We start from the raw sequence: 26,390 nt of genomic DNA, 5'->3' as shown, positions 1-26,390 counted from the left end.
GGAAATTCCTCCTTTTGAATCCTGAGGGGAGGAGGCGTGCCTGTGTTTCCAATGCGGCGCATTGTGTCTGCGGCGCTGTCTCCTACCAACTAACCTTGAGATTACGTCCTATTATACGAATGGATGAAAGTGATTGTCAAGCAGAAATTTCAGAAAAGTGAATGGATATCTACAAGAATATATTTTATTATTCTTACAAATACATATCATCTGTGCTATAATGAAAAGAAATCATGAAATAACTATTGTTGATCGGGAGGAAATGCATCATGAACGAATCGATCAAAGCAGTACAACTCATACATGCGGAGGAAGCGCTCTCGGATGTCTCCGCATTCGGAGCGGAGACTGCGGCGCGTACGCTGCGCTTTCATCGGAGTCTGCCGGACTATGAGCCGACACCGCTCGCCGATCTCCGGCGGCTCGCGGAGGGACTGGGACTCGGGCGGCTCGCGGTGAAGGATGAGAGCAAGCGGTTCGGGTTGAACGCGTTCAAGGGGCTCGGGACGAGCTATGCGGTCGCACGCTATCTCGCGCAGTATCTCGACATCCCCGAGAGCGAGATGACCTATGAGAATCTCCAAAAGCCGGAGTATCGCGAGCGGCTGCGCACGCTCACGCTCGTGACGGCGACGGATGGCAACCATGGGCGCGGCATCGCGTGGGCGGCAAAGCTGTTCGGGCTCTTTGCGCACGTATTCATGCCCAAGGGCGGCTCGCCCGAGCGTCTGGCGAACATTCGCGGGCTCGGCGCGGAGGCGGCGTTTACGACGTACAACTACGATGACACTGTGCGTCACGCGGCGAAGCTTGCAAAAGAGCAGGGCTGGGTGCTCGTGCAGGATACGGCATTTGACGGCTATACGGAGATCCCGCTCTGGATCATGCAGGGCTATACGACGCTGGCACATGAGGCGACGCAGCAGTACGCTGAACTGCCAACGCATGTCTTTCTGCAGGCGGGAGTCGGGTCGATGCCCGCTGCAGTTACGGGGTGTCTCGCGGCGCACTGTGGGGCGGAGCGTCCCGTTATCACGATCGTCGAGCCAAACCGTGCGGACTGCATCTATCGCACGGCTGCCGCGAATGATGGTGCGCCGCACATCGTGAAGGGCGAGATTAACTCCATCATGGCGGGGCTATCGTGCGGCGAGCCGAACCCGATCGCGTGGGAGATCCTGAAGGATCACGCCGATCACTTCGTCTCCGTGCCCGAGTGGGTCGCGGCAAAGGGAATGCGCATCCTTGGCAACCCGCTGGACGACGATCCGCGCGTCATCTCGGGCGAGAGCGGCGCCGTCACCACGGGACTCGTCGCCGAGCTCATGCAGAACCGCAGTCTCGACTACCTGCGCGACCGCATCGGTCTCGGGAAGGACTCCCGCATCCTCTGTATCTCTACCGAGGGCGACACCGACCGCGCAAACTACCGCCGTGTTGTTTGGGATGGGCTGTATCCGAGCTACTGAGAGCAGAAGCCTTCCCCGTATGACGGGGAAGGGGGACCGCGCAAGCGGTGGAAGGGGCCCAAAGAGAAGGTGTCGCGATGAACGAGAATGAAGGCTATATTGAGACACTGACCGTGAACGATGTACCGTGGCACCGACTGACGACGCCCTACGGGCGTGCAACGGCGTTTCCCCGATACTTTGCGGTATTGGAGGCGATGGACGATCCTACGGCGGTGGAGAAGGCACTCTACGAGATGGAGATCAATACGGAGCATCAGGGTACGCTCTGGCACGCAACGCCGTTCGCGCTCATTTTTCTTGCACGGATTTTTCGCCGTGCACTTGCCGCGCAAGCGGAGAACGAAACGGCACGCATGATTGCGAAGCGGCTGCTTGAACATTTTCTGCTGATTGCCGAATGCGTCCACATGGGCGATGAGTTGGAGCACGCAGCACCTCTGCCGCGCTTCTCCGATCTCCTGCGCGAGGAATACCTTTGGTCGGAGGTCTACGATGAGGAGGAGGACGAACTGCGCTGGGAGGACGAGGATGTGTTCCCGGCGGAACTCTTTTACAGCTTTTACTATTACTCTGCTCAGGTGCTTGCTTCGTGCGAGGGCGAACTCAAACAAGAAGCCTTGGACAGCGAGATGATGAATCGTATATAAAACGTGCAAACACCTCTGTACGATAAACGTGCAGAGGTGTTTGCATGCTTTTATAGTATTTTACCTTCCTGTTTTTTTGTGCACACATGAAGCAAGAACGTTGTACGAGAGTAAAATACAGATTTTGTCATAAGATAAAGGATTCGTTTCGCATCATATCAAATAAGGATGTGTATGGTACTTGGAAGTGACGTGCAACATCGGGAAGTTTTGGATTCTTTGAACGGCTTCCTTCCGGTATTGTCCCAGCCGACTGCTCGAAGCTCAAGAGCGTATAGCCATATACTTTGGCGGCAGCAATCAGCCACGGATCGGCAATATCCAACTGTGACCAACGACGAAGTGCTGCCTCGCTATATTTATCGCTTTGCTGAATAAAGCTCAGAACATCTCTGTATTTTTGAAGGATCTGCATATCCTGCGTCGACAAAATACACTCGTTTGGAAGGTCGCTTATCCATGCAGAGAGTTCGTCTGTTCCCTTTAGAACCTCATCCCGTACCTTATCTAGAACGGCTATTTTATCCAGTGAAATTTTTGGACGCAGCTGCTGCCAAAAAGATGGGGCGAAATCAAACGGATAGTATGCACGGGCAGGGCGTATCAGACTATTGGCATCGATGAGGTATTTTTCGCTCAACTCAAACGCCTCCCATCCGCTCAAGTGCGCCGCTGTAAGTTCTACGATTGGTCGCTGTCAGTCGGTAGGCATCCGTATCCTGTGTGTTGCCCTGAATTACGCTCCGTTCAAGGGCGGCGAGAAAACGGTGATCGAGATTCGAGAGCAATGTTTTGTAAAAATCACCACCGCCGGTCTTTTTCTTGTGCGCTTTTATTCGCTCCCATTGCTCTTTTTGCAATACAAGCATACGCGCATATACATTCCGTGGTATTCTTTTCATCTCATAGGCGCGCCGCAGAATTACGGCTTCGCTACATCGGAAATGACGCGCTGCTCGTTCTGTCATATTCTCGACTGGAATGGACGCATCCCATACGTTAGGAAATTCTGTTGCGGGGACAAGAAGCTCTGCCGCAACGGCATTGCACTTCTGCTCGAGCAGACTCACGCGCTCATCCGACCATTCGGGATTATTGAACAGGCTGTTTTCGCCGAGCCATACATGAACCGTTTCGTGCAGGAGAGAGAAGAGACGCCCGTTTGTTGTGTCTGTTGTGTTTATAAAGATGAGTGGTGCGTACGCATCGACAAGTGTAAAGGCACGAAACTCTCTTATATCAAGCGGCCTATGTGTATTCGCTCCGATCTTGCCGCCTGTAAATACAAGAACACCGTGCTGCGTTAGCATATTTCGGATACGGTTGAAATTGGCCTCTGCGGAAGATTCTTTTCTGTACCAGTTCGTTCTGAGTGCAAGGGCATCTCGTATCCGTTGCGCAATCTCGCTCGTGGAATTGTGGAGGCTGCAACTTCCGACAAAGGGAAGAACATCGACTTGTTCCCGTTTGAGATCATCCCTCATCCAGTCCTGAATTGCTGTCATTTGATCCAGAATATCAATGAGTTCACGGCTCGGTTTTTGACGTTTTTTACTCCCAACAGTGCGATATTCAGCAAGTGCAATATCCTCATCGGGCGGCGTTTGCAACAGGAAGTAGCCGAATGGAATGTGTGTTTTTTTGCTCATCGCTTCCAACTGTTTCAGCGTGGGCTGTTTTTCGCCCGTCTTCCACGCATTCAGCTGGTTGAGTACGTTGGGGGCAATTTGATCTTCGCGGATGTTCTGCACAATCCAATCGATCACGGGCGCATGAACCGGTACAGTAACTCCCGCCATACGGCTCACCTCCTTTTGTTCGTTTCTTTTATGATAGCATATTTATGGAGTGAGTTCTATACAAAATGACGTGATTGGTGCGATCAATGCGGAAGTAATATGCCAAAGCAGTATTTCCGTTTCTGTGGAATAATGAAAATATAGTAGGGAAAGACCCGTGCAGAAAAATTTTCCAACCTGAGTTTACGATCTAAGTGCAACGGCAAATAAAAAAGTTATCTCCTTAAAATCGAACTGGTACGAAAAACGAGAATTTCACTTGAACAGGTGCCATTTTCTTCTGCAATATATGCTTTTGCTAAATAAGGACGTAACTTACCAAAAAGAATATCTCCCTTACAGAAATTATTGCACAAACTCTCTGGAACAATTTCTCCCATATCAAGATATTTTCCTGTTCATGATTCAATATTTTCCATGCCTATGTATTTTTTCCCATCATGGATGGATTTATCATTGATAAGCTGGGCAATAAACTTAAGGAATCGCTGATAAAATAGACCCTCAGATTGGCGTAGATTTTTTCGTCCGATTGAGGAGGCAAACCGGACGCATAGCCAAAGCTATGTGGAGGATTTGCAGGCATTGAGCGGACAAAAAAGATGCGCTAAGATGGCGGTGCTGAATTTATCAGTGCTTCCTTAACATATTCTGAAATAAACGGCAAATCCTCTGTACGCAAAAACTCCCGAGGCTGCCCTCGGGAGTTTCGTATCTGTCGTTCTTGCCGGTTAGCGCACAAACACGACGCTGCCGTTCATGAGCATCTGGCTCTGCGCATTCGCCGCGAGGATGCGGTCGCCGTCGTCAACGGAGACGACAACGTTCACGGGGTTCGTGGAGTTGTTGCCGCCGCGCACCTGCACCGCCCTTACGACGAGTGGGCTGCCGCCGGCACGCGGGAGTGCCTGTGCCGCAGAAACGCTGCTTGAGTAGCCGACCATGCCCTGCGAGATCGCCTGATCGTAGTTGATGTTGCTGACACCGTAGATGGCTCTGCCGTTTGTGTCATAGATGACGGGGGAGAAGCTGGGCTTGAGGCCCATGCCGCTCGCATCCACGATGACGCCCGTGTAGCCTACGCCTCTCGTCTGAATCTGCGTTGTAATCTCAGCCGTGATGGTGGCGGAGATGACCGGCGGGGGCGGCGTGGGTGGCGTGTTGTCGCGGATCGCGGGCATGATGGCAGAGGAGAGACCCTGCATACCGTACATCGGCATGGACATGACGACGCGATATGCGCCGTCGGGCATCATCTGCTCCTCAACGACCATTGCGCCTTTGATGAGTGCGCTGACCTTGGTCTTGACGACATCGCTGCGGATGACGAAGTTCTCAACGGTGGTCTCGGCATCGACCTGCACGCCATTGATCTGCTCGGCGAGGTTGCGCTGTGCGTCAACAATCGCGGCACGGCGCGCCATGATGCTCGCCTTGGAGCCGTAGGTGCCCATCGGCGGTGTGCCGAAGCCCTCGGCTGTGATCGTGCCCTGCTCCCACTGAGCGGCTGCCTCGGCTGCCTGCATGATGGTCAGGGAGGGGAGGGAGGAGTTCGGTGTGGCATAGAAGCCCGCCCCGAATGCAAATACGCCTGCGATGGCGCTGACGAGGGCTTTTTTCTTCAGGTTCTTCATCGTTGTCGCTCCTTTTTGTGAAAATGAAACTTTTCGGCGGATGGTGCTCTCTTAAGGAAGCACTTAACGTTTCTTTCCCTTTTTGTCGTTGACGCCCATCTTCGTAAAGAGACCCTCTTTGCCGTTGACGGCATCCTTGATCGCCTTGGAGACGGCGTTGAACGCCATCTCGTCGGTGACGTTCGCAGAGCCGAGCATGAATGCGCCGCCCTCTGAGGCGACGCCGCCTGACACGCGCTTCGAGCTGCCCTTGCCCTGCCCGACGAGGACGACGCGTCCCGTCGAAACCTCGACGACGCGGATTGAGACATTTGCCACGACACTTGCCTGACTGCCGAGCAGACCGCCCGTGAGACCGGCGAGACCGAAGGTGTCCTCCTTCGCCGAGAGGTTCGTGAGTGCGCCGAAGATCTTGTACTCGACACCGCTGAGGTTGCCGACCTCGGCAGCGGTGTCCTCTGCGATGAGTCCGGTCATACCGAGACTCTGCTCATCCACGAGCCCTTGGAGTTCGATACGTTCATAGACTTGGAACACGTCGGGACGGTCGCTGATGAGGGTGATGAGCTCCTCGGTTGCGATGCCTGCATGGTCGCTGAAGCCACCCCACCGATCCGGCACCTTGTTCTGGAAGGGCATGATTGCAACGGTAGGGTTGTCGTAGAGCCCCGCCTGACAGACGGATCCCATCATCAGCCCCCCGAGAAGGACAAGGATGCCCATCATTTTCTTCAACATAGAATTCCTCCTTAAAATGATCCCATGGCTCCCTGCGTGCACCACGCGGACAGGCGGATGATAGGGCTCTTGCAGAAAACACGTGACTACCTTCCGTGGGTGCATGGATACTGACATATTCGATGTCGCCTGTTATTTTAGCACAAATTAAAAGAAATGGGAACTGTAGCATATGACAGGTTAAAAAGTCCTATTTTCTGAATTGTTGCTTGTAATGGCGCGATTTTACGGGTTTTTTTCGGATTGAAGTCGATTCCGGAGACTAAAAATTTCTAAAAAATACTGCCGCACGAGTGCTCATGCGGCAGTTTATTGTTCTGTCGGGGATGAAGTATCAGCGCAGCGTGATCTTGATCTCGCTATCGCTGGTGCTCTCAACGAAGATGGAGAGACTGGTGCTACGCTGGAGCATCTGGAGGATGGTGAACGGCTTCTGTGCAGAGGCGATGTCGATGGTCGTCTTGCCCGCGTTCGTGCCGCGCACGTAGACATCCTGCACGCCGCGCAGTTCCTTCAGCTCCTTGACGAGCTGCTCGACGAGGGAGAAGTCATTCGCGCGGACGGTGAACTGGATGCCTGAGAATCCACTTGCCGCAGCCTTGAGGAACTGCTGCTCGAGCTTCTCCGCCGCCTTAACCGCTGCCGCCTGACGCGACTTGCGCGCCGCGAGCGCAGGGCTGTTTTCGACGCCCTGCCCATCGACGGAGTAGGTGCCGATGATCGTGCTCGTGCCGAAGGAGATGATCTTGAGGTCGAGGTGTGTGCGTGCCGAGGACATCTGTGTCTCGACGTAGCCGCCCTGATTGTCCGGCAGCTTCACCTTGTAGCCCTCTGCGTGGCTGCGTCCGATGACGAGGTAGTCGATCGGGCGCGCGGAGGCATCGCCGGCGTACGGGAGACGGCTGTCGCCGCGATAGACGGCGTTCAGTACCGAAGAATCCTGCAGCTGCGAGAGGAGGCTCACATCGACGACGTGCTTGAAACCGACGGCGAGGAGCCGCTCGTTGAGTGCCGTTTCGAGGATCGTGTCATGACCGGGGAGTCCATAGAAGTCGTGATCGATGTCCGAATCATCCGTGAGGATGACGACACCGATGCGCGGATCGTTCAGGCGCATGACGGCATCCATGCGCTTCATGAACGCCGAGTTCGGGTCGGTGTTCACGTCGACGCTTGCGCGGACGCGGTACTCGCCGCCATTCATGGACTCACTGATGACCTGAATGTTTTGGACGTAGCCCTGCGCGTGCGAGAGAATCTCGTCCATCTCCACAGAGGTATTCGAGACGACGGTATTTGAGTTGATGTACATGCCGGCGACCTGCTCGACCGCCATGCGTGCGGCATCGCGCATCGCGGAGTCGCGGTCAACGCCCACGCCGTCGACGGTGACGGTCTGGGCGAATGCGGTCTGCATCATCGCCAGAGAGAGGGCGAGTGCGATGAGTAGTTTCTTCATAAGGGTGCATTCTCCTTTCGTCGGTCAAAAGAGGCACGCGTTTTCTGCATTTTTATCATACCATAAAAATTCGTGCGCGTATAGGGGGAGAACGTGGGGGATATGCAAAAAGTGCCGCAGTAAGGTTCTGCGGCACTTTTGTGTGCGTGTGGCTGTCTGTTATTTCTTTTTATCCAACGCACCGAGGTCGAGGTTCTGGGAGGAGCGTACGAGATCGTTGAAGTCCTCCACAACCTCGTTGGCGTCCTCCGTGCCCGCGACATAGCTGCGGAACGTGCCGATGAAGCGGTTGAGGTTCGACTTGTAGGAGCCGAGTGCGGGGACATCCGGGAGTTTTGCCGCAAGTTCGTTGATCTCCGCGATTTTCGTCTCGGCGGCCGCCTTGTCGATGTTCTCACTGTCGAGCATATCCGCGAGATCGCGTGTCTTGATCGAGAGTTCGAGATAGTTGGCGGCGTTCGTCCTGCCTTCCTTCCTCATATCTTCGAGCTGGGCGAGGCGCACTTCCTTGAAACGCTGGGTGACGACGGCATCGAACTTGTCATAGGCGGGCTCGAACTTGTCATAGAGCGGGAGGAACTGCGCGGTCATCTGCGCAGCGGCGGCATAGTCGTCCGTCAGATAGCCCTTCGAGGAGTAGTAGCTCTCCATCTTCTCCGCGAGCGGTGCGAGATCCTTCAGGATCGCAAGCACGGCATCCGCCTCGGCGTCGATATCCTGGAAAACGCCTGCGGTCTTTGGATTGGCACGTGCCTCCTCAAGATCCTTCTTCAGATCGGCGAAATTCGGGAGGGAGATGCTGGTCTGACGCTCACCGCTGCGCATCTTTTCGAGCGAGGGGGCGATGGCGAAGTCGAACGTGACAATGACATGGTTGTAGTTGTTGGTCGCATCGAGATAGGGCGAGATCGCATCGATCTTGTCCTCGGTCGTGTTGCCGGCGAGGAGCGCGCTGACACCGGATGAAGCGTCCTTGTCATTGCTGCCGAAACAGCCCGTGAGCAGCGCGGCGGGCGCGCAGAGGAGTCCGCCGACCACGAGAACGGAGAGGGCACGACGCATCGAATAAAACATGAAAATCCTCCTTTGGGTCCGGAAGTAGGGCTTCCATAAAACATGGGACGTGTATGATTGTTTCATAACATGGAAAGTATAGCGGAAGAGGGCATTTTTGTCAAAGAGGGACAAAAGGCGGGGCGCTATCGGCATATGCGTCGGTGCTCATCAACCGATCCCGACAAGGGCGCCGGCGACGCTGAGCACGCCGTTCACGATGCCGCCGAGAAACGCGCCGATGCCGCCGCGCTTTTTCCCGACGCGGTCTTCGGCGCGTTCGAGCTGTTCTTTGAGCTGTGTGTCGGTCTTGTCCGATGCCTCCCACGCGAGGCGGAAGAACTTGGCGGCGTCCTTCCAACGTTTCTGACGCTCGCAGATGAGTGCGTAGTACTGGTCGCCGCGCCAGAGGGGGTAGAGCGCACTTGAGCGTGAGATCTCGTCCGCGCTCCTGAGGTTCTGGATGGCGGTCTTGTCCTCGCCCAGCTCGTAGTATGCAATGCCGCGCAGACAGTAGGCGTACGCAAGTGCATCGCCCGTGACGCGCGGGTCGCCGATGAGGCGCGTGACTTCAAGCGCCCCCTCCTTTGCCTGACCGCTCCGAATGAGGCGCAGCGTCTCGTCGAAGATCGCCGTGTAGGAGAGGGTGTCCTCAAGGCGTGTCCCGCGCGCTGCCTCTGCCGCACGCTTTCGCTGTTCATCGCGGATGCGCAGGGCGTTGTTCTGAGCCTCCAGGGTGTCACGCTCCTTTTGAAGGCGTGCGATTTCGGCTTTTTTCTCCGCGAGGGCGGCGATGTCGACCTCGGAGGTGTCCACCTCACAGGTGAGGCGGACGCGGTACTGCCAGGTTCCCTCAATGACCTCGGGGATCGCCTCCTCCTTGATGACGTGGAGGATGGAGCCCGCGATCATGCGCACCTCGTCCTTCGTCAGGGTAAAGTCCTGCGTTTCGGTATAGCTCTCGACGTAGACGCCCGCCTGCTCGGTCGCTGCACGCATCGCCTCGCGCCGTGCGGCTGCACGCACGTCCTTCGGCATGTCGCTCTCGCCCATGATGGCGACGCCCTCGGCGGTGATGACCTGTGGGGCGGCAGTTGCGGTCTGTCCAAAAAGCGGAAGGACGAGTAGCGCGGCAAGGAGTACCGCGTAGAGTTGTATGCGCATGGTATATCCTCCTATGGGACGATGACGATGCCCCAGCTGCGTGCACCGCCGTCCCCGCGCACGCGATGACGGCGTTCCTGCTCCGCTCTGCGTTCGGCGCGGCGCAGGGTCATCCGGAGCTCGTCGTCCGTCTTATCCGAGGCGTCCCATGCGCTCACGAGATCATTCACCGCATCGTCATAGCGCCCCTCGTCATAGGCGATCATGCCGCGGTACTGATAGAGGCGCCAGATGGGATAGGTGCCGTTCGTGTGCGGCGTACGCTCTGCCGCCGTAAAGTCGGCGCGGGCGAGCGCGCGGCTGTGCTGATCGTAGTAAGCACGCCCGCGCAGCACGTAAGCATAGGCGCGGGCGTCCCCCGTAACGCTCGGATCCTGCAGGAGGAGAGAGAGGTCTGCGACCGCGTGATCGGTTTCGCCGCGCAGGATCATCGCTGATACATCATCGAAGATGGCGTTTAGCTTGTCGCTGTCCGTGACGGTCGCGGAATTTTCCCCGGCGTCCTTCTGCTCATAGCGCGCACGGAGCGCGTCGTTTGCCGTCTTTAGTGCGTCACGCTCCCGTGTGAGGCGTGCAAGCTCCGCCTTGTTCTGTGCGAGCGCCTTGAGGTCGATCCCCTCCGTGTCCACGGAGCAGACGAGGTGGACGCGGTAACGCCAAGCTCCCTCGATGAGCTCCGGCGTCACGTCCTCGTGCAGGACGCGCAGCACGGCGGCGGCGACCGTGCGGATCTCATCGCGCGTCAGTGTATAGCCCTGCACTTCGCTCGTGCTCTCGATGTAGACGCCCGCCCGCTCGGTCGCCGCACGCATCGCTTCGTTTCGCGCCGCATCGCGGGCGCTCTTCGGCGTGTCGTTGTCGCCCATCATATAGACACCGTCCGCCTCGATGATCTCAGGTGCAGCGGAGGCGATATTTATTGTGCCGATGAGAATCAGCGCGCAGATCAGTGCGCGCAGGATCTGTTTTAACATTGCATTCACTCCCGTTCGTATTGTTCCAAAACGTGATTAAATAGAGGTGAAAAAGGGATGAGAGGGAGGTTGAAATTTGCGTGTGGGAAGGATTTTAGAAAATGAAGATGGAATTATTCCATGTGAATGGAGGTGCATCTCATGAAACGGATGGCTGTGATGCTCATCGGTTTGTTTGTGCTCGCGCTGCCTGTAGTCACGTCCGCGAACTATGCCACATATTTGAATGGCGATTGCAATTTCATCCTCTGCGACGGGCATATGGGGACGGCATGGTACGTGGACAGCAGCTCGCTCGTCGTGCAGCGCTATGAGCCGCCGCAGTACGTCATCGCGGTAAACGTCGTCACGGCGCGCAGTGCTGTCGGGGATGAAGATGATTTCTACAGCGGCGGCAGGGGCGTGATGACCGATGTGCGCACCATGTGTTTTGCCTACAACTGGGACGATCGGGCGATGTATGTGAAGGACGGCGACGGATGGCACTTCCTCCTGCCGACCGGCTCGTGGGCGGAGACGGGCATCGTGATGCCGGCAGGTGAGATCGCGTTCTACCTCGCCTATCATATGAAGTTCTACGGGAGCAAGCCGTTTTATAATGCGTTCCTGAAGCGTGATGTTGCGGTCTACAACGATGAGTTCTATGTGCGGATCCCTTAGTCCTCTAGGGAACCACAGAGTGCTAAAAAATTTTTGCTGCGGGGTTGACAGGAGCCGTGCGCTCGGGTATAATTCCACTATCGCCTGTGAGGCGGTATGCTGATTTAGCTCAGTTGGTAGAGCAGCTCATTCGTAATGAGCAGGTCGTAGGTTCAAGTCCTATAATCAGCTCCATTTGAAATAAAAGGCTTCCGAACATTCGGAAGCCTTTTCTGTATCTGTGTGCAGGAAACAGGCGCGTGCAGAGATGCAGGAGGCAGAGGTCAAGCGGAGTCGGCGGACGGAGGAGTTTTGCAATGCAGGGGCAGGGACGTGTCTATTTCTATGCGGTCAGTGCAGTCGTGATCTGGTCAACGACGGCGGCGTTGGTGAAGAGTCTGCTCACGGCGATCCCGACGTTTGAGGCACTCTTCCTGAGCACGCTCGCTGCGAGCTTCTTCCTGCTCGCCGTGCAGCTTGTGCGTGACGGGGGGCGCATATTTCGCACATACGATATACGCGGCTATGCGGCGATGGCGGGACTCGGTTTTCTCGGGCTTTTCCTCTACTCGGGGCTGTACTACTACGGGCTTTCGCAGCTGACCTCGCAGGAGGCATGCATCCTCAACTTCCTCTGGCCGATGATGATCGTCCTTTTTGCGGCACTCCTTCTCGGGGAGCGGATCACCCTGCGCACCGCCGCTGCGCTGCTCCTCTCGTTCTCCGGCGTGGTGGTACTCACCCTCGGCGGGGAGGGCAGCGCCGAGGGAAACGGCCTGCTCGGTGCCGCCGCCTGCATACTTGGGGCACTTTGTTATGGTCTTTTCTGCGTGCTGAACAAGCGGAGGAACATCGACCAGACGGTGATGATGATTATGGCATGGGGAACGACGGCGCTCTGCTCCCTGCCCGTGACACTTCTCACGGAGGTGTGGGTCACGCTCTCGTGGACACAGTGGCTTGGCCTCTTGTGGCTTGGCGTCTTTATCGATGCCGTGGGCTATCTCTGGTGGGCGATGGCATTGCAGGGGGCGAGGAACTCGGCGATGGTCGCCAACCTCGCCTACTTCGTGCCGCTCCTCTCGCTCGTCGTCTCTGCCATAACGCTTGGTGAGGAGATGAGCAGCGCGGCGTTCCTCGCCCTCGTTCTCATCATGGGCGGGATCCTCTTGCAGAGTGTGCGGCGGGGGCGAAGGGGCTGATGCGCCGCCCATCCCAAAGCCTTCCCCGCCACAGCGGGGAAGGGGGACCGCTTGCGGTGGAAGGGGTGCCTTGAACAATCAGTACATTTCCACCGCTTGGGCGTCATGCCCTCTCGGCGGGCTGCTATTCGTCCGGCAGCGCCTCGTGCAGCACATCGCCGATCGGCTCGCGGATGACAAGCTCGGCGCGTGCATCGGCGCTCGTCTCGCTCTTGTTGATGAGGACGAGATGCTCACCGCGGAAGTAGTCGATGAGTCCCGCCGCAGGATAGACGATGAGCGAGGTGCCGCCGATGATGAGCGTGTCCGCGGCGCGGATCGCCGTGACCGCGCCCTCGACGGTCGCCGTGTCCAGACTTTCCTCATATAACACCACATCTGGGCGGACGATGCCGCCGCAGCTGCAGTGCGGGATGGGACGATGGTGGAGGATGTAGTCGAGCCCGTAGTGCGCGCCGCAGCCCATGCAGTGTGCGCGGCGGATTGAGCCGTGCAGTTCGTAGACCGTCTGCGAGCCCGCCGCCTGATGGAGCCCGTCGATGTTCTGCGTCACCACCGCCGCGAGAATGCCGCGCCGTTCCAGCTCTGCGAGCGCATAGTGCCCCGGATTCGGCTCTGCTGCGAGGTAGACAAAGCGCCGCCGGTAGAAGTCGAAGAACTCCTCCGGATGCGCCATGAGGAAGCTGTGCGATGCCATCTGCTCGGGGGTGAACTCTCTGTTCAGCGTCTCGCTGTAGATGCCGCCCGCGCTGCGAAAGTCGGGAATGCCCGACTCTGTCGACATGCCCGCCCCGCCGAAGAACACCGCGTGGCTGCTTCCTGCGAGGATTTCTCTGAGACGATCGATCTCCTTCATCGTGTACCTCCTTGCTTGAGGAAGCGCTGATAAATTTAGCCCACTATCTTGGCGCATCTTTTTCGCCCTGTCTTTGTTGACAAATCCTCCACATAGCCCTTGCTATGTGTCCGGTTTGTCTCCTTGACAGGACCAAAAATCTACACCAATCTAAATGGACTTCATTTTATCAGCGATTCCTTGACATTTTGTAGGGGGATGGATATAATGAGAATATAAAAGGACGACCGGTGTGTGGTAGCGCCGGTCTCTCCACAGAATTTTATGTTCTTGAAGAAGGAGCCGACGTGAACCGCGCGTACGGTTCTTTTTTCTGTTTACCTCGTAATCAGAAACATGATGTTGACTGCGAGTGTTGCCGCCGCAATCAGGAGCGATAGCTTTTCAAAAAGCGTCACACACATCACCCCCCGAAAGGGAGTAAACCGACATTCACCGGTCGCTTGCTGTGAGTATAGCATATAATTCCTGCGATAGAAAGCACGAAGAGAAGCGGATGGGAGTTTTGTGCATGGAGCCGTTGTTTTTTATCCGCCGGCCGAATGAAATTCTGGATCTATGGGGGCATAAGCCCAAGACATTGTCCCTTTATTCACGAAAGAAGCTATCCTTATACGAACAAAATGACATGCCCTATGTTTCAGATGCGCTACAGCGGCTTACAGGCTGTCAAATCTCGGCAGAGGCTCTGTTTTTCAGCGATAACGGGCAGGAACTCTATATGGAGTTCCCTGAACTCGCGGAACAGTATATAGCGATTGCCGATGATGGTCAGGGGGATCTTTGGCTGATGAACCTGCAAAATGGGGAGATATGCTTCTTTGACCATGGAGAATGGGAACATCCTCTGACAGAGCTGCACATTGATTTTAAGAAATTCGTTCAACTCGCAGATTTGATTGCCCAATGGGAGTGCTTTTTGAATACGGACGCACAGGATACGTCAAAGCAAGAGGAGCTCATATGGGACGAGATGCGAAAATTGGATAAAGAGCTTCCGGAGAAGTATCCGTTTTCCCTGAAATAATCATCCGAACAACGGTCCTGCTGACGAACGCACATGAGGAATATATATTTGTAAACATGCGCCGTGCTTGACATTTGTAGAATATTTTTCTATAATAACAGCATAAAAGGACGACTGGTGTGTGGTTGCGCCGGTCACTCCTACGAAATTAGATTTCTTGAAGAAGGAGCCGACGTGAACCGCACGTACGGTTCTTTTTTCTGTTTACCTAGTAATCAGAAATATGATGTTGACTGCGAGCGTTGCCGCCGCAATCAGGAGCGATAGCTTTTCAAAAAGCGTCACGCACATCACCCCCACAAAGGGAGTAAACCGACATTCACCAGTCGCTGGCTTCATTATAGCACATCGTTTCTTCACAGGAAAGCAAAAAAAGAGCAGATATTCGTCTGCTCTTTTTGTATGTGGTTCCCTAAAATCAATCAGAAGTTGTACGTTCCGCCGAGAATGAAGTGACGGCTCGGCATGGCGTAGGCACCCATGCTTGTCCATGCGGATGGCGTGACACCGATGGACTCGTAGCTCTCATCGGTGAGATTGATGCCCTTGAGATAGACCTTGAATTCCTTCGAGATGTGATAGTTCACGCCGAGGTCAAGCGTCAGGTAGCGGGAATCCGTGAAGCGCGCCGCGCTGCGCCCCGTCACATAGTTCAGATCGAGGTCTGCATCCCATTTCCCCTGCGTGTAGGAGATGCCGAGGTTATAGCCGTTTGGACGCGTATTCGAGGAGAGGAAGCCCTTTTCGGGATCGGTAGAGTCAATGTGTGCAAAGCTGTATGCCGCACGAACCGTCCAGCGGTCATCGGCACGGTAGCGTGTACTGAGCTCGAGTCCCCGCCGATCTTCGGTCTGGACGTTTTTATAGTAGCCGCGCACATAGACTAAGGTCATCGGATCGGTATAACCGTTCACCCAGCGAAGCGCGTCCTTTACCTTGCTCCAATAGAGGCTGCCCGAGACGCTCCACTTGCGCGTGATCTGACTGTCCGCACCGATGGTAAAGGTATGGGAGCGCTCCTGCTTCAGATCTTCCCTGCCCACCCAATAGGGGGAGTCGGCGTAACGCATCTTGAGCGATGGATTGTTGACTGCCTGCCCGAAGGAGATATAGGCGTGCGTGCCGCGATTCAGCTTCTTGTTGAGGCTGATGTGCGAGGTGACATCGGTGCCGAAGTCGTTGTGATGTTCGAGGCGCGAGCCGAGCTTCAGCGAGTAACCGCGCCCGAGCTGCCAATCGTCCTCGAGGAAGAGTGCCTTTGTGATGGCGGATGCATCCATTGGGATATAGCCGCTCATCTCGTGGATTTTCTCCTGCGACCAGAGGAAGCCGCCGATGAGCATATTCTTGTTGCCGAGCATCCAGAGTTTTTGCCCCTCGAACGCGTTGCGCCGCAGGTGATGGTCGTACTGGGAATTAAAGCCGCCGTCTGATTTTGCCTCGTTGCGATAGAAGCGCAGGAATGTGCCCTCACCTTCCTTCTCAGAGCCGAACATATAGGTGATGCCGTAACCCGTATCGACAATATTTTTGCGTCCCTGATAGGAGGATGCGCCTGTCCTTGGATTTTTCAGGCTCACACCGTAGCCATCATCTCCCTCATGACGGCTGAACTCGAGGCGCAGGCGGTCGCTGCCGAGGATGCGGTCAAAGCCGACATTGTAGTCCGTGCGGTTGATGTCGCTGTTCTCGAAGGTGCGCTTTTCGCTGTAGGCGTTCTTATATTGGAAGTCCCTGCGGCGCTCATGTGCGACACCGACCTTGATGCTATTCTTCCCGTCGCCGCCGCTGATATTCACCCCCGCACGCTTTTCGCCCCACGAACCGAGCTGCATGTTGAAACTGCCGGTCGGTTTTCCCGCCGTCGGGCGCTTCGTGATGATGTTGATGACGCCCGAGACGGCGCGCTCACCGTACAGGGAGGAGTTCGGTCCGCGCACGATCTCGATGCGCTCCACGTCGCCGATCGCAATCTGATCGACATCGACGGCATTTGTGTCCCCGCTGACGACGAGATGATCCCAGTTGACCTTTTTGCCGTCGACCATGACGAGAACACGCGAATCTCCGTTGATGACGGGATAGGCGGCAAAGCCCTTCTGCACGACGTTGATGTTCGCCCCCTTCAGCGCATCCGACACGCTCTTGTAGTTGCCGCGCTCGATCTGCTCCTCCGAGATCAGCGTGACATCCGCCGGTACGTCGCTGATCGCCGTCTCGCTGCGGCTTGCCGTGACGACGATATCGTCCAGCGTGTAGGACTGCACTGCCTCCTCCGCATTTGCCGGCGTTGCAGCACAGCCCATTCCAACGGTGAGCGCGCCCGCAACGAGTCCGCTGAGTACTGATTTTCTCATCCTTATATCCCTTTCTTATTCATCCCTGAGGGCATTCAGCCCTGCTGCTATATTTTCAAGCGCCGCGATACAGCGCCCGTTCCCGTTGTTGACATCGGAAAAATTCACGATGATGATGTGGTTTTCCCGCACGGCTTTCATGTTTTGTAAATTCGGATCCTCCCGCAGCTCTGCGCGTGCCTCATCCGCTGAGATATCCTTCGGATTGACGTAGATGATAACATCGGGAGCAAAGCCGAGGACGCGCTCGGGACCGACCGAACGCATCTGGCGGTCGACAATGTTGTCCGCGCCCGCCTTGCGCGCGATGTCGTCGATGATGTAGGCGGGGCCGTACATGCTGTAGAGACTGTTGCCGTGCGATTGCAAAATCATGGCGGTATATCGCTGCCCGCGTGCCGCTGTTCGCTTCTCAACGGCGGCAACGCGCTCCTGTAAACCTCTTGTATATTCGGCTGCGCGTTCCTCCGTGCCGAAGATGTGACCCATATCTCTGATAAACGGATAGATGGTTTCCTCCAGTGTCGGATGCCCCTTGCGCACGGTGGCGGGCACGATGTACGCGCCGACGCTGCGATCAAAATAGGAATAGACATCGCCAAGCGCCTCGGGGGTGAAGTGATGCGACCACCCGATGATGAGATCGGGGCGGAGCGCCACAACCTCCTCACGGCTCGGGACGTAGGGCGCGGCGAGAATGGGGAGCGCAGTGTAGGCGTCCGCATACGAGGGCGGCTCCGCGCCGTAGGGCGCGATTGTACCGATGATGCGATCCTCGAGCCCGAGGTCGATCAGCAGTTCTGTCGCGCCGGGATAGGAGATAAGCACGCGCTCCGGCGGATGGGCGAGCGTGAACGTGGCGGGGCGTCCCTCGCTGTCCGCGGTCGTGTAGGTGATGCCGTCCACGGGCTGCTCCGATGGTGCGTGTGAGCCGCGACCGTCCGTCGCGGAGAGCGAGAGGATGAGGGCGGAGAGTGCGAGCAGGGGGAGGAGACTCAGCATATGAGAGATGCGGCGAAGCATTCTGCCCTTTGTCTGCGTGCCCTTCATAGCGCCTGCTCCGTGCGGTAGTCGACGAGCGGCAGTCCCGCCGCATCATAGCTGACATTTGCGCGCACGCCGTAGATGTGTGCGAGCATTTCCTCCGTGATAATTTCACGCGGCGTTCCGATGCGCTCGATGCGTCCCGCCTTCATCACGACGAGGAGATCGGCGTACATCGCCGCGAGGTTCAGATCGTGGAGCGCGGCAATCACGCCGATGCCGAGTCCCTTGACCAGTTCAAGTATATGCAGCTGATATTTGATGTCGAGATGATTCGTCGGCTCGTCGAGGATGAGCAGCTGCGGCTCCTGTACGAGACAGCGCGCGAGCATGACGCGCTGCTGCTCGCCGCCCGAGAGCTCATTGAAGCTGCGCTGTGCCGCGTCCGCCATGCCGACGCGTTCCAGTGCCGCGCGGACAAGCGCGAGATCCTCCTCCGTGTCCTCCTCGAAGCTCTCCTTGTACGGAGCACGCCCCATGAGGGCAATCTCCTCCACGCTGAAATCAAAGTCGACGGCGTGGAACTGCCCCATGACGCCGATCTCCTGTGCGGCGGCACGCAGGGGAATCTCTGCGATCGGCGTGCCGTCCATTGTGACCTGCCCCTCCTGTACGCGATGGACGCGGTAGAGATGCTTGAGCAGGGTGGACTTGCCGCAGCCGTTCGGGCCGAGCAGGGCGACGAAGCGGTCGGCGGGGAGATCGGCGGTAATGTCGTGCAGGATCTCTTTTGCACCGATGCGGAATTTCAGACCTTCGATGTGAATATTTTTCATCGTCCGCCTCCAAAGTTTCCGCTGCTGCCGAAGAGCAGCTTCATGAAGAGCGGTGCACCGATGAGTGCCGTGATGATGCCGATGGGCAGATCGCCCGCAGGGAGCAGCGTGCGCGCGAGGAGATCCGCGACGACGAGGAAGATCGCACCGACGAGAAGGGCGGCGGGCAGCAGCCGTCGATGGGATGCGCCCGTAAACGCGCGCACGAGATGCGGCACGACGAGTCCGACGAAGCCGATGATGCCGCAGGTCGCGACAAGGACACCCGTCAGCAGTGCGAGGAGTCCCATGTAGAGGCGGCGCTTTGCACTTGCGTCGATGCCGAGCGTTACGGCAAGCTCCTCACCGAGGAGCAGCACGTCGAGCGTGCGCAGTTGGGAGAGAAAGTAGACGGCGAGCGTGGTGACGATGAGGACGGGCAGGAAAAGGCTGTGCCACTTCGCGTCGGCAAGGCTGCCCATCGTCCAGAACGCGGCGGACTGCATGCCCTCTGCATCTGCCGCCATGTAGACGATGAAATTCGTCGCCGCGACGCACAGAGCGCTGATCGCCGCGCCCGCGAGCACGAGCTTTACCGTCGAGACGCGTCGATGAATCCCCGCGAGCATGAGCACGGCGAGTGTCGCGAGAATCGCGCCGAGGAAGGCGCAGCCGGGCACGCCGAACGGGATCGCTGCCGACCCGATGAGAATGGCGAGCGTTGCGCCGACGGACGCGCCCGAGGCGATGCCGAGGATGAACGGCTCCGCGAGCGGGTTCTGTACGCTCGCCTGCATGACGACACCCGCAAGCGCAAGTCCCGCGCCCGCCGTCATCGCGAGCAGGACGCGTGGCACGCGCAGCGACCAGATGATGTCTGTGACGGCGGGATCGACGGCGGGGACATTGCCCGTCAGTTTCGCCGTGATGATGGCAAGCGTATCGCCCGCAGGAACAGAGACGCTGCCCGCCGATACCGCACAGACAGCGATGAGGGCGAGCAGGATGGAGAGTGTGGACGATGAGGAGAGCAATGCTTTGATGCGCAAGGAAAATCCTTTCTGTGAATACGCCGATATGTTCTTAAACGCGAATAATATTCATGTTGAGAATACGGTATTTTATGGTTACTGTCAATGAAAATCTATCGCAGTTTATAGAATAGATATATTCACGCAGATTAGGGAGAAGGATGCCATAAGAAAACGACACATCTCATCGAGCGGGATGTGCCGTGCTTGACATTTGTAGAATATTTTTCTATAATAACAGCATAAAAGGACGATCGGTGTGTGGTTACGCCGGTCTCTCCTTGAAATAGTGTATTTCTTGAAGAAGGAGCCGACGTGAACCGCGCGTGCGGTTCTTTTTTCTGTTTACCTAGTAATCAGAAATATGATGTTGACTGCGAGCGTTGCCGTCGCAATCAGGAGCGATAGCTTTTCGTAAAGCGTCACGCACATCACCCCCACAAAGGGAGTAAACCGACATTCACCGGTCGCTGGATTTATTATAGCACATCGTTTTTTTTCGGGGAAGTGCCAAAAGGAGCAGACTCGCTTGTCTTCTCCTTTTGGCACTTCCCTGTATTTCGCTTGCGAGTTTCGCGCGTGCGTCGTATAATTGAGAAAAAACAGACACGCAAGGAGGACGATACCATGCAGTCGATTCATATGCTCATTGGCGGCAAGCGCGTCGCGGGTGAGGATACACTTCCCGTCTATCACAAGGCAACGGGGGAGCAGATCGCCGAGGTTGCCACAGCCGGAGAAAAGCAGGTGCGTGCGGCGGTGGATGCGGCAGAGCGTGCCTTTTACGAGGTCAAGCTCAGCCCCTACGAGCGCTACGAGATCATCATGTGCGCGGCAAATCTCATGAGGGAGCGCCGCGAGGAGTTCGCGACGACGCTCTCTGCCGAGGCAGGCAAGCCAATCCGCGATGCACGCGGTGAGATCGACCGCGCCTATCAGACGCTCATCCTCTCGGCAGAGGAGGCGAAGCGTCTGCGCGGCGAGACGGTGCCGCTTGCGGGGGCACCGGGCTGCGCGGGACGCATGGCGTTCACGATCCGCCGCCCGCTCGGTGTCGTCTGTGCCATCACCCCGTTCAACTTCCCCGTGAACCTCGCGGCGCACAAGATCGGTCCCGCGCTCGCGGCGGGCAATACCGTTGTCTACAAGCCCGCCTCGGCGACACCGCTCACGGCGTCGCTCCTGTGTGAGGTGTTTCAGGAGGCGGGGCTGCCCGCCGGCTGTCTGAATCTCATCTACGGCGCGGGCGGTACGGTTGGAAAACTTCTCACGGCGGACGAGCGCATCCGCATGTTCTCGTTCACCGGCAGTGTCCCCGTCGGCAAGGCGCTCCACGAGGCGGTTGGGTTTCGCCGCATCTCCTTGGAGCTTGGCTCGAACTCTGCGAACATCGTGCACGAGGATGTGGATGACATCACATGGGTTGCCGAGCATTGCGCACGCCATGCGTTCGTGAATGCGGGGCAGGTCTGCATCTCCTGTCAGCGTGTCTATGTTGCGCGCAGCATCTACGAGGAGTTCTGTGCGGCAGCAGTCGAGGCGGCAGAGAATTTCCGCAGCGGTGACCTCATGGATGTGTATACGCAGATTGGTCCCATGATCTCCGAGCGCGAGGCAGAGCGCATTGAGGAGTGGGTGGATGAGGCAGAGGATGAGGGCGCGCGTGTCCTCACGGGCGGCAATCGGACGGGAGCATTTTACGAACCTACTGTGCTCACGGATGTTACCCCTGCGATGAAGGTCGTTGCCGAGGAGACCTTTGCGCCTGTCTTCAGCATCATTCCCTACGACCGTATTGAAGAAGCCGTCGCGGCGGTCAACAATACGCGCTACGGTCTGCAGGCGGGCGTCTTTACGCGCTCTCTCGCCATTGCGAACTACTGTGCCGAACACCTTGAGGTCGGCGGCGTCATCATCGGCGACGGCGCGACCTTCCGCATGGACAACATGCCCTATGGCGGCGTCAAGGACAGCGGCATCGGCAAGGAGGGCCCCGCCTACGCCATCCGCGAGCTCACCGAGGAGAAGCTCATCGTGCTGAATGTCGAAGCATAGCGGAGCACAGATACGAGAGAAGGAGCATTTCGTGACAACAGAGAGGCAGGAGCGGACGGCAGAGGAGCGCGAGCGGGTAAAGGCGATCTTCACGTTTCTCAAGGGAATGGCGGAACTGAAGACGACGAGCGTTCTTGATATTGACAAACAGCCGTGGAAAAAATACATGGCTCAGATTCCGCAGGACGATGAATATGTGCGGCTTTTCGATCGCGATGCCGCGAAAGAAACATCGGAGAACGAGGCCGTGCCGGAGGAGCGGATCCTCACGGTGCGCAGACCTGATTTGTCGGCGTGTTCCGCACCGGACGAACACCTGCTTGCGGTTCAGGAACTCTTTCTCGAACTGCGCCGCCTGTCCAAGGAACTTGAGCAGGAGTCCGAGACGCGGGAACTGGTGATCGGCAACGGCATCCTGACCGATGGCGGAAGCCCCGCGCTGCGGCACCCGATTCTCTTAAAGCGCGTACGCATGGTCTTCGATGCGGGGAGAAATGAGGTCGCAGTCCTCGATACCGAAGGGGAGCCGGAGCTGTATACTGCGGTTCTGGGCGCGTCGCCAAGCGTTATCCATACGGCTGTTTCTGCGGTGCAGGGAACGCTTGCGCAGGAGGGGATTCATCCCCTTGACCGCACGGCGGGAGAGGCGTTCCTCAGGGACGCGGTGCAGCTCCTTTCCTCCAAGGGGGTGTTTTTGCAGCGCGGTCAGACGATGTCGCCGGAGGTAAAGGATCGGGTGTTTTTGCAGGACAATCCCGTCTTTTTCGTGCGCAGACGCACGGACGGTCTTGCAAAGTTCGCCGACGGCGTGCTTGCCCATATGGATGCGACGGGCTATGTCCCACAGACGCTTTGGGCGATTGCGGGGCTGCATGAGGAGCGTACGCCCGAGGACAGCCCCGTGCAGGAGGCGGAGGAGCGGCTCGCGCAGCTCAGCGGGGAGGATCCCGGGATCCTGCTCGCCATGCCCGCGAACCGTGAACAGCTCGCCATCGCGCAGCAGATCGAGCGGCACGATGCCGTGATCGTGCAGGGACCGCCGGGCACGGGCAAGACGCACACGATTGCGAATCTGATGGGGCACTTTCTCGCGCAGGGCAGACGCGTCCTTGTCACGAGTCATACGAAAAAGGCGCTCTCCGTCCTGCGGGACAAAATGTCCGAACAGATGCGAAGTCTCTGCATCGCCCTTCTGGATGAGACCAACAGCGACATGGAGTGTTCCGTGAACGGCATCTCCTCCTACCTGTCGGGGCATAGCGTCGCCGAGCTGCGGCTTGCAAAGGAGTCGGCGCTCGCGCAGCGTGCGGACATCATGCAAAGACTTGCGGATGTGCGGAAAAAAATCCTCCGGCGTGCGCACCGGGAACATGAGAACCTCGTTTTTGGCAGGGAGAGCGTATCTCCGGTGGAGGCGGCACGCTATGTGAACGAACATGAGGCGCGGTTTGCGCCCGTCATCCCCGGCAGGGTATATGTGGGGCGGGAGATGCCTCTCTCTCCGGAGGAACTCACTGCGCTCTACCGCAGCAACGGAACGCTCTCTGCCGCAGAGGAGCATGAGCTGGCACTGGCGGTTCCCGATCCGAAAACGCTGATTGCGCCCGAGGAGCTGGCGCGGCTGCGCACGCGGAAAGAGTCGCTGGAGGTCTCCCTGCACGCGATGGCGGAGGGCGTGGGCGGAACGATCGTGCAGAGCGGAGATCTCATCTATCTATTGCGCGCACAGCAGCGCATTCCGCTTGCGCGTGTGGCGAAGTCCCTGCTCGGGGAGCTGCGCAAGTATCCCGATGACTTCGGGGGGCTTGGGGCGTGGCACATCCATGCTGTTGCGGACGGGAGGCGCGGCGGCGCGTATCGGGAGCGATGGAATCGTCTATGCGGGCAGATCGAGAAAACGGCATTCATTGCGGAGCGGTTTGCGGAGACGGCGTTCGGCAGGACAGTGACCATCTCGGATGCGGCGGATCGGTCGGAGCTGCGGCGCGTTCTGCCGCAGATGGAAGCGCTCTATTTGCGGGATGGGAAGATCGGCTTTTTCAGACGCCTCTTTGACAAGTCCTATCAGCGTGTGGAGGGGTGGACGGACATCAATGGCGCACCCATCGGATCGGCAGAGGACTGCACACTCGTCATGTCGGCGCTCACACTTATGGAGCAGCGGGAGAAATGTGCGCATTTTTGGGATGCGCTGCTCGCAGAGCATGGGGAAAAAACATTCGGACAGTTGGACGAAAGAGAGCCGGAGCGCACGGCACAGACCATCCTTCCGCACATCCGCCGCTGTCTCGACTGGTACGACAGGGACTATGCACGGCTGACGGGACTGATGCGGCGCATGGCACTCAGCGCGGAGGACGTTTTTCCGCAGAAAGGGGCGATGCGTGACGCCGAGCGCGTGGAGCGGATCCTGACCGGCATCCATGAGTTCCTGCCGCAGTTCTGCGATATCCTGGAGGTCTATGGGGAGTACTGTGCGGCGGTCGATGCCCTGCGTGCGGCGGAAGCGGAGATCGCCCCCCTGCGCAGGAGCAGGTCCGAATGCGCCCGCGCCCTCGCCCGCGCATTTTTCGGAGAGGGCGCACAGAGCTATGCCGACATGTACCGGAACCTCGCCATGCTCCACGAGAAGTACGACATACGTGCCGTACGCGCGGAGGCACTGCGCAAGCTCCGCGCCGCAGCACCCGGCTGGGCGGCGGCGATCCGTGCGCGTACGGGGATGCACGGGGCAGCCGAGCCGCCTGCGGACATCGCCGAGGCATGGCGGTGGAAACAGTACGACACGATGCTGAAAGAGCTCATGAAGGACGCACCGGATGTCCTTGCGCGGCAGAATACGGAGCTGGGCAGGGACTATCGCACCAAGACGGAGGAGGCGGCGGTCTGCAGCGCATGGGAACATATGCTGCGGCGCGCGGAGCGTGACCGCCGTATGCAGCAGAATTTGGAGTTCTGGCGGCTGACGCTGCAGGATCTCGGTACGGGCAGCGGAAAACGCGCATCGGTGCTGCGTGCACAGGCACGCGAACTCATGGATAGGTGCCGGGAAGCCGTGCCCGCATGGATCATGACGATACGGACGGCGCTGGAGCAGCTCGACCCAAAGGAGCACCACTTCGATGTCATTATTGTGGACGAGGCAAGTCAGGCGGATCTGAGCGCGCTCGCGCTGCTCTATCTCGGAACAAAAATCATCATCGTCGGCGACAACAAACAGGTCAGCCCGCTCGCCGTCGGACAGAATTTGGACGAGGTCGGCAAGCTCATCGAGATGCACCTTGCGGGGCGGATTCCGGGGGCGCAGAACTATACCGGACAGACCTCGCTTTACGATGTCGGTATGACGATCTGCGACGTACTGATGCTCCGTGAGCATTTCCGCTGTGTGCCGGACATCATCGGCTTTTCCGACATGCTGTGCTACGGGGGAAACATTCGACCGCTGCGCGATGCGGCGGACAGCGCACTCCTGCCCGCCATCGTTCCGTGTCGTATGAACGGCGTTCGTGACGACAGGAAGGGCATCAATCGACAGGAGGCGGAATACACCGTCGCGCTCATCCGTGCGATGACGGAAATGCCCGCCTATCGGGACAAGACGATCGGCGTCATCTCCCTCCTCGGCAGTGACCAGGCGGCACTGGTGCTCGATCTCCTGCTGCGCGCCTCCGTCGATGTGGAGCGGCATGCGATTCTCTGCGGGAATGCCGCGCAGTTCCAGGGGGATGAGCGCGACGTTATCATCCTGAATATGGTGGATAGTGCAGAAGAGGACGGGATGCTCCGCCTCATGCGCGAATCCAAGATCGTCCAGCGTTACAATGTCGCCGTGAGCCGCGCCCGCGATCAGCTCTGGATCCTGCACTCCTTCCCCGTGACGGCGCTCAAGAGCGATGATGTCCGCAGCAAACTCCTGCGCTATGCAGAAAATCCGCACGCGGCGAAAAACGCACTGTCGCAGATTGAGCGGAAGGCAGACTCGCCGTTTGCGGCGGCGGTGGCAAAGGATCTGGTCGGGCACGGCTATGACATCGTACAGCAATGGGAGATCGGGCGTTACCGCATCGACATCGTTGTGCGTGACGGCGCGAAGAAGATCGCGCTCGAATGTGACGGCGATCTCGACCACACCGAAGCCGCGCAGGTGTATGCGGATATGGAGCGGCAGATGACCCTTGAGCGGTTGGGCTGGCAGTTCATCCGTCTGCGCGGCAGTGCGTACTACCGCAATCCGAAGGGGACCATGGCGGCGGTCAGACGTAAACTGGAGGCACATGACATCCACCCTGTGGCACGTACGGGGACATCCGCCGGCAGCGACCTTGTCAAGGAAGTTCAGCGCAGAGCGGAGAAGTATCTGCCGACGAAAGAATAGCTTCGGGCAGTGCTGCCGTATGGCATGGAGATGGATGGATAACACAAATGCAAATGGAGGACTTCCACATCGGAAGCCCTCCATTTTGTATAGAGCGGGAAATTGG

General features: G+C 57.7%; 21 protein-coding genes and 1 tRNA gene. 8 read left to right on the top strand and 14 right to left on the bottom strand.

Annotated features, from left to right (window positions below):
* Positions 1 to 269: 269 nt before the first annotated feature.
* Together dpaL and HMPREF9081_RS01750 are read left to right on the top strand one after the other, a co-directional pair.
* Positions 270 to 1,469, top strand: a complete 1,200-nt coding sequence (gene dpaL, locus HMPREF9081_RS01755) for a diaminopropionate ammonia-lyase (protein WP_006305196.1) — start codon at positions 270 to 272, stop codon at positions 1,467 to 1,469.
* 77 nt (positions 1,470 to 1,546) lie between these two features.
* Positions 1,547 to 2,119, top strand: coding sequence for a hypothetical protein (locus tag HMPREF9081_RS01750; RefSeq protein ID WP_006305195.1), 573 nt, complete (start codon positions 1,547 to 1,549; stop codon positions 2,117 to 2,119).
* A 127-nt stretch (positions 2,120 to 2,246) separates the two neighbouring features.
* Here the strand turns inward: HMPREF9081_RS01750 and HMPREF9081_RS01745 are convergent, their stop codons facing one another.
* From HMPREF9081_RS01745 to HMPREF9081_RS01710, 9 genes are all read right to left on the bottom strand, one after another.
* Positions 2,247 to 2,759 carry a DUF4411 family protein gene (locus HMPREF9081_RS01745; protein WP_245529837.1) on the bottom strand — a complete coding sequence of 171 codons (513 nt, stop codon included), beginning with the start codon at positions 2,757 to 2,759 and terminating at the stop codon, positions 2,247 to 2,249.
* A 1-nt stretch (position 2,760) separates the two neighbouring features.
* Positions 2,761 to 3,918: an ImmA/IrrE family metallo-endopeptidase gene (locus HMPREF9081_RS01740; RefSeq protein ID WP_006305193.1), complete on the bottom strand. Its 1,158-nt coding sequence runs from the start codon at positions 3,916 to 3,918 to the stop codon at positions 2,761 to 2,763.
* A 215-nt stretch (positions 3,919 to 4,133) separates the two neighbouring features.
* On the bottom strand, positions 4,134 to 4,298 hold the full coding sequence (locus tag HMPREF9081_RS13755) for a hypothetical protein (protein WP_006305192.1): 165 nt from the start codon (positions 4,296 to 4,298) through the stop codon (positions 4,134 to 4,136).
* Between the two features lie 351 nt (positions 4,299 to 4,649).
* Positions 4,650 to 5,552, bottom strand: a complete 903-nt coding sequence (locus HMPREF9081_RS01735) for an LPP20 family lipoprotein (protein WP_006305191.1) — start codon at positions 5,550 to 5,552, stop codon at positions 4,650 to 4,652.
* A 63-nt stretch (positions 5,553 to 5,615) separates the two neighbouring features.
* Positions 5,616 to 6,290, bottom strand: coding sequence for a CsgG/HfaB family protein (locus HMPREF9081_RS01730; RefSeq protein ID WP_006305190.1), 675 nt, complete (start codon positions 6,288 to 6,290; stop codon positions 5,616 to 5,618).
* Between the two features lie 334 nt (positions 6,291 to 6,624).
* Complete coding sequence (locus HMPREF9081_RS01725; RefSeq protein WP_006305189.1) at positions 6,625 to 7,749, bottom strand: hypothetical protein; 1,125 nt, start codon at positions 7,747 to 7,749, stop codon at positions 6,625 to 6,627.
* A 159-nt stretch (positions 7,750 to 7,908) separates the two neighbouring features.
* On the bottom strand, positions 7,909 to 8,823 hold the full coding sequence (locus tag HMPREF9081_RS01720; RefSeq protein WP_040394238.1) for a DUF3829 domain-containing protein: 915 nt from the start codon (positions 8,821 to 8,823) through the stop codon (positions 7,909 to 7,911).
* A gap of 150 nt (positions 8,824 to 8,973) precedes the next feature.
* Positions 8,974 to 9,966, bottom strand: a complete 993-nt coding sequence (locus tag HMPREF9081_RS01715; protein ID WP_006305187.1) for a tetratricopeptide repeat protein — start codon at positions 9,964 to 9,966, stop codon at positions 8,974 to 8,976.
* A gap of 11 nt (positions 9,967 to 9,977) precedes the next feature.
* A complete protein-coding gene (locus tag HMPREF9081_RS01710) occupies positions 9,978 to 10,940 on the bottom strand; it encodes a hypothetical protein (protein WP_006305186.1) in 963 nt (320 codons plus the stop codon).
* A 141-nt stretch (positions 10,941 to 11,081) separates the two neighbouring features.
* Between HMPREF9081_RS01710 and HMPREF9081_RS01705 the strand changes: the two genes are divergently transcribed.
* The 3 genes from HMPREF9081_RS01705 to HMPREF9081_RS01695 all read left to right on the top strand — a co-directional run bounded on the left by HMPREF9081_RS01705 (position 11,082) and on the right by HMPREF9081_RS01695 (position 12,781).
* Entirely contained in the window at positions 11,082 to 11,600 is a 519-nt protein-coding gene (locus HMPREF9081_RS01705) for a hypothetical protein (protein WP_040394237.1), read from the top strand.
* Positions 11,601 to 11,698: 98 nt separating this feature from the next.
* Positions 11,699 to 11,774, top strand: a tRNA-Thr gene (locus HMPREF9081_RS01700).
* A 122-nt stretch (positions 11,775 to 11,896) separates the two neighbouring features.
* Positions 11,897 to 12,781, top strand: a complete 885-nt coding sequence (locus HMPREF9081_RS01695; protein ID WP_006305184.1) for a DMT family transporter — start codon at positions 11,897 to 11,899, stop codon at positions 12,779 to 12,781.
* Between the two features lie 124 nt (positions 12,782 to 12,905).
* Here HMPREF9081_RS01695 and HMPREF9081_RS01690 read toward each other — a convergent pair whose 3' ends face one another.
* Positions 12,906 to 13,637, bottom strand: a complete 732-nt coding sequence (locus HMPREF9081_RS01690) for an NAD-dependent protein deacylase (protein WP_006305183.1) — start codon at positions 13,635 to 13,637, stop codon at positions 12,906 to 12,908.
* A 511-nt stretch (positions 13,638 to 14,148) separates the two neighbouring features.
* On the opposite strand from HMPREF9081_RS01690, the gene HMPREF9081_RS01685 reads away from it, so the two are divergent.
* Positions 14,149 to 14,664, top strand: coding sequence for an SMI1/KNR4 family protein (locus HMPREF9081_RS01685; RefSeq protein ID WP_006305182.1), 516 nt, complete (start codon positions 14,149 to 14,151; stop codon positions 14,662 to 14,664).
* 422 nt (positions 14,665 to 15,086) lie between these two features.
* Here HMPREF9081_RS01685 and HMPREF9081_RS01680 read toward each other — a convergent pair whose 3' ends face one another.
* The 4 genes from HMPREF9081_RS01680 to HMPREF9081_RS01665 are packed head-to-tail and all read right to left on the bottom strand — an operon-like array spanning position 15,087 to position 19,869.
* The gene (locus HMPREF9081_RS01680) at positions 15,087 to 17,021 is read right to left on the bottom strand and encodes a TonB-dependent receptor plug domain-containing protein (RefSeq protein ID WP_006305180.1); all 1,935 of its coding nucleotides are present in this window, start codon (positions 17,019 to 17,021) and stop codon (positions 15,087 to 15,089) included.
* 15 nt (positions 17,022 to 17,036) lie between these two features.
* Positions 17,037 to 18,071 carry an ABC transporter substrate-binding protein gene (locus HMPREF9081_RS01675; RefSeq protein WP_006305179.1) on the bottom strand — a complete coding sequence of 345 codons (1,035 nt, stop codon included), beginning with the start codon at positions 18,069 to 18,071 and terminating at the stop codon, positions 17,037 to 17,039.
* Positions 18,068 to 18,841 carry an ABC transporter ATP-binding protein gene (locus HMPREF9081_RS01670; protein ID WP_006305178.1) on the bottom strand — a complete coding sequence of 258 codons (774 nt, stop codon included), beginning with the start codon at positions 18,839 to 18,841 and terminating at the stop codon, positions 18,068 to 18,070. The genes HMPREF9081_RS01675 and HMPREF9081_RS01670 overlap by 4 nt, the downstream gene beginning before the upstream one ends.
* A complete protein-coding gene (locus HMPREF9081_RS01665; protein WP_006305177.1) occupies positions 18,838 to 19,869 on the bottom strand; it encodes a FecCD family ABC transporter permease in 1,032 nt (343 codons plus the stop codon). The genes HMPREF9081_RS01670 and HMPREF9081_RS01665 overlap by 4 nt, the downstream gene beginning before the upstream one ends.
* A gap of 609 nt (positions 19,870 to 20,478) precedes the next feature.
* Between HMPREF9081_RS01665 and HMPREF9081_RS01660 the strand changes: the two genes are divergently transcribed.
* Both HMPREF9081_RS01660 and HMPREF9081_RS01655 read left to right on the top strand, forming a co-directional pair.
* Positions 20,479 to 21,906 carry an aldehyde dehydrogenase family protein gene (locus HMPREF9081_RS01660; RefSeq protein ID WP_040394235.1) on the top strand — a complete coding sequence of 476 codons (1,428 nt, stop codon included), beginning with the start codon at positions 20,479 to 20,481 and terminating at the stop codon, positions 21,904 to 21,906.
* Positions 21,893 to 26,284, top strand: coding sequence for an AAA domain-containing protein (locus HMPREF9081_RS01655; RefSeq protein WP_006305174.1), 4,392 nt, complete (start codon positions 21,893 to 21,895; stop codon positions 26,282 to 26,284). The genes HMPREF9081_RS01660 and HMPREF9081_RS01655 overlap by 14 nt, the downstream gene beginning before the upstream one ends.
* Positions 26,285 to 26,390: the final 106 nt, after the last annotated feature.

The organism is Centipeda periodontii DSM 2778 (assembly GCF_000213975.1).
Classification (GTDB): domain Bacteria; phylum Bacillota; class Negativicutes; order Selenomonadales; family Selenomonadaceae; genus Centipeda; species Centipeda periodontii.
Note: the sequence above shows the minus strand (reverse complement) of the source record. Positions and strands in the feature narration are given on the sequence as shown.

Coding starts and splice junctions, on each gene's coding strand:
- HMPREF9081_RS13755 (WP_006305192.1), bottom strand. CDS start 4,298: ATGGGAGAAATTGTTCCAGAGAGTTTGTGCAATAATTTCTGTAAGGGA.
- HMPREF9081_RS01670 (WP_006305178.1), bottom strand. CDS start 18,841: ATGAAAAATATTCACATCGAAGGTCTGAAATTCCGCATCGGTGCAAAA.
- HMPREF9081_RS01715 (WP_006305187.1), bottom strand. CDS start 9,966: ATGCGCATACAACTCTACGCGGTACTCCTTGCCGCGCTACTCGTCCTT.
- HMPREF9081_RS01720 (WP_040394238.1), bottom strand. CDS start 8,823: ATGTTTTATTCGATGCGTCGTGCCCTCTCCGTTCTCGTGGTCGGCGGA.
- HMPREF9081_RS01740 (WP_006305193.1), bottom strand. CDS start 3,918: ATGGCGGGAGTTACTGTACCGGTTCATGCGCCCGTGATCGATTGGATT.
- HMPREF9081_RS01690 (WP_006305183.1), bottom strand. CDS start 13,637: ATGAAGGAGATCGATCGTCTCAGAGAAATCCTCGCAGGAAGCAGCCAC.
- HMPREF9081_RS01750 (WP_006305195.1), top strand. CDS start 1,547: ATGAACGAGAATGAAGGCTATATTGAGACACTGACCGTGAACGATGTA.
- HMPREF9081_RS01685 (WP_006305182.1), top strand. CDS start 14,149: ATGGAGCCGTTGTTTTTTATCCGCCGGCCGAATGAAATTCTGGATCTA.
- HMPREF9081_RS01680 (WP_006305180.1), bottom strand. CDS start 17,021: ATGAGAAAATCAGTACTCAGCGGACTCGTTGCGGGCGCGCTCACCGTT.
- HMPREF9081_RS01735 (WP_006305191.1), bottom strand. CDS start 5,552: ATGAAGAACCTGAAGAAAAAAGCCCTCGTCAGCGCCATCGCAGGCGTA.
- HMPREF9081_RS01730 (WP_006305190.1), bottom strand. CDS start 6,290: ATGTTGAAGAAAATGATGGGCATCCTTGTCCTTCTCGGGGGGCTGATG.
- HMPREF9081_RS01655 (WP_006305174.1), top strand. CDS start 21,893: ATGTCGAAGCATAGCGGAGCACAGATACGAGAGAAGGAGCATTTCGTG.
- HMPREF9081_RS01725 (WP_006305189.1), bottom strand. CDS start 7,749: ATGAAGAAACTACTCATCGCACTCGCCCTCTCTCTGGCGATGATGCAG.
- HMPREF9081_RS01660 (WP_040394235.1), top strand. CDS start 20,479: ATGCAGTCGATTCATATGCTCATTGGCGGCAAGCGCGTCGCGGGTGAG.
- HMPREF9081_RS01695 (WP_006305184.1), top strand. CDS start 11,897: ATGCAGGGGCAGGGACGTGTCTATTTCTATGCGGTCAGTGCAGTCGTG.
- HMPREF9081_RS01675 (WP_006305179.1), bottom strand. CDS start 18,071: ATGAAGGGCACGCAGACAAAGGGCAGAATGCTTCGCCGCATCTCTCAT.
- HMPREF9081_RS01710 (WP_006305186.1), bottom strand. CDS start 10,940: ATGTTAAAACAGATCCTGCGCGCACTGATCTGCGCGCTGATTCTCATC.
- HMPREF9081_RS01705 (WP_040394237.1), top strand. CDS start 11,082: ATGAAACGGATGGCTGTGATGCTCATCGGTTTGTTTGTGCTCGCGCTG.
- dpaL (WP_006305196.1), top strand. CDS start 270: ATGAACGAATCGATCAAAGCAGTACAACTCATACATGCGGAGGAAGCG.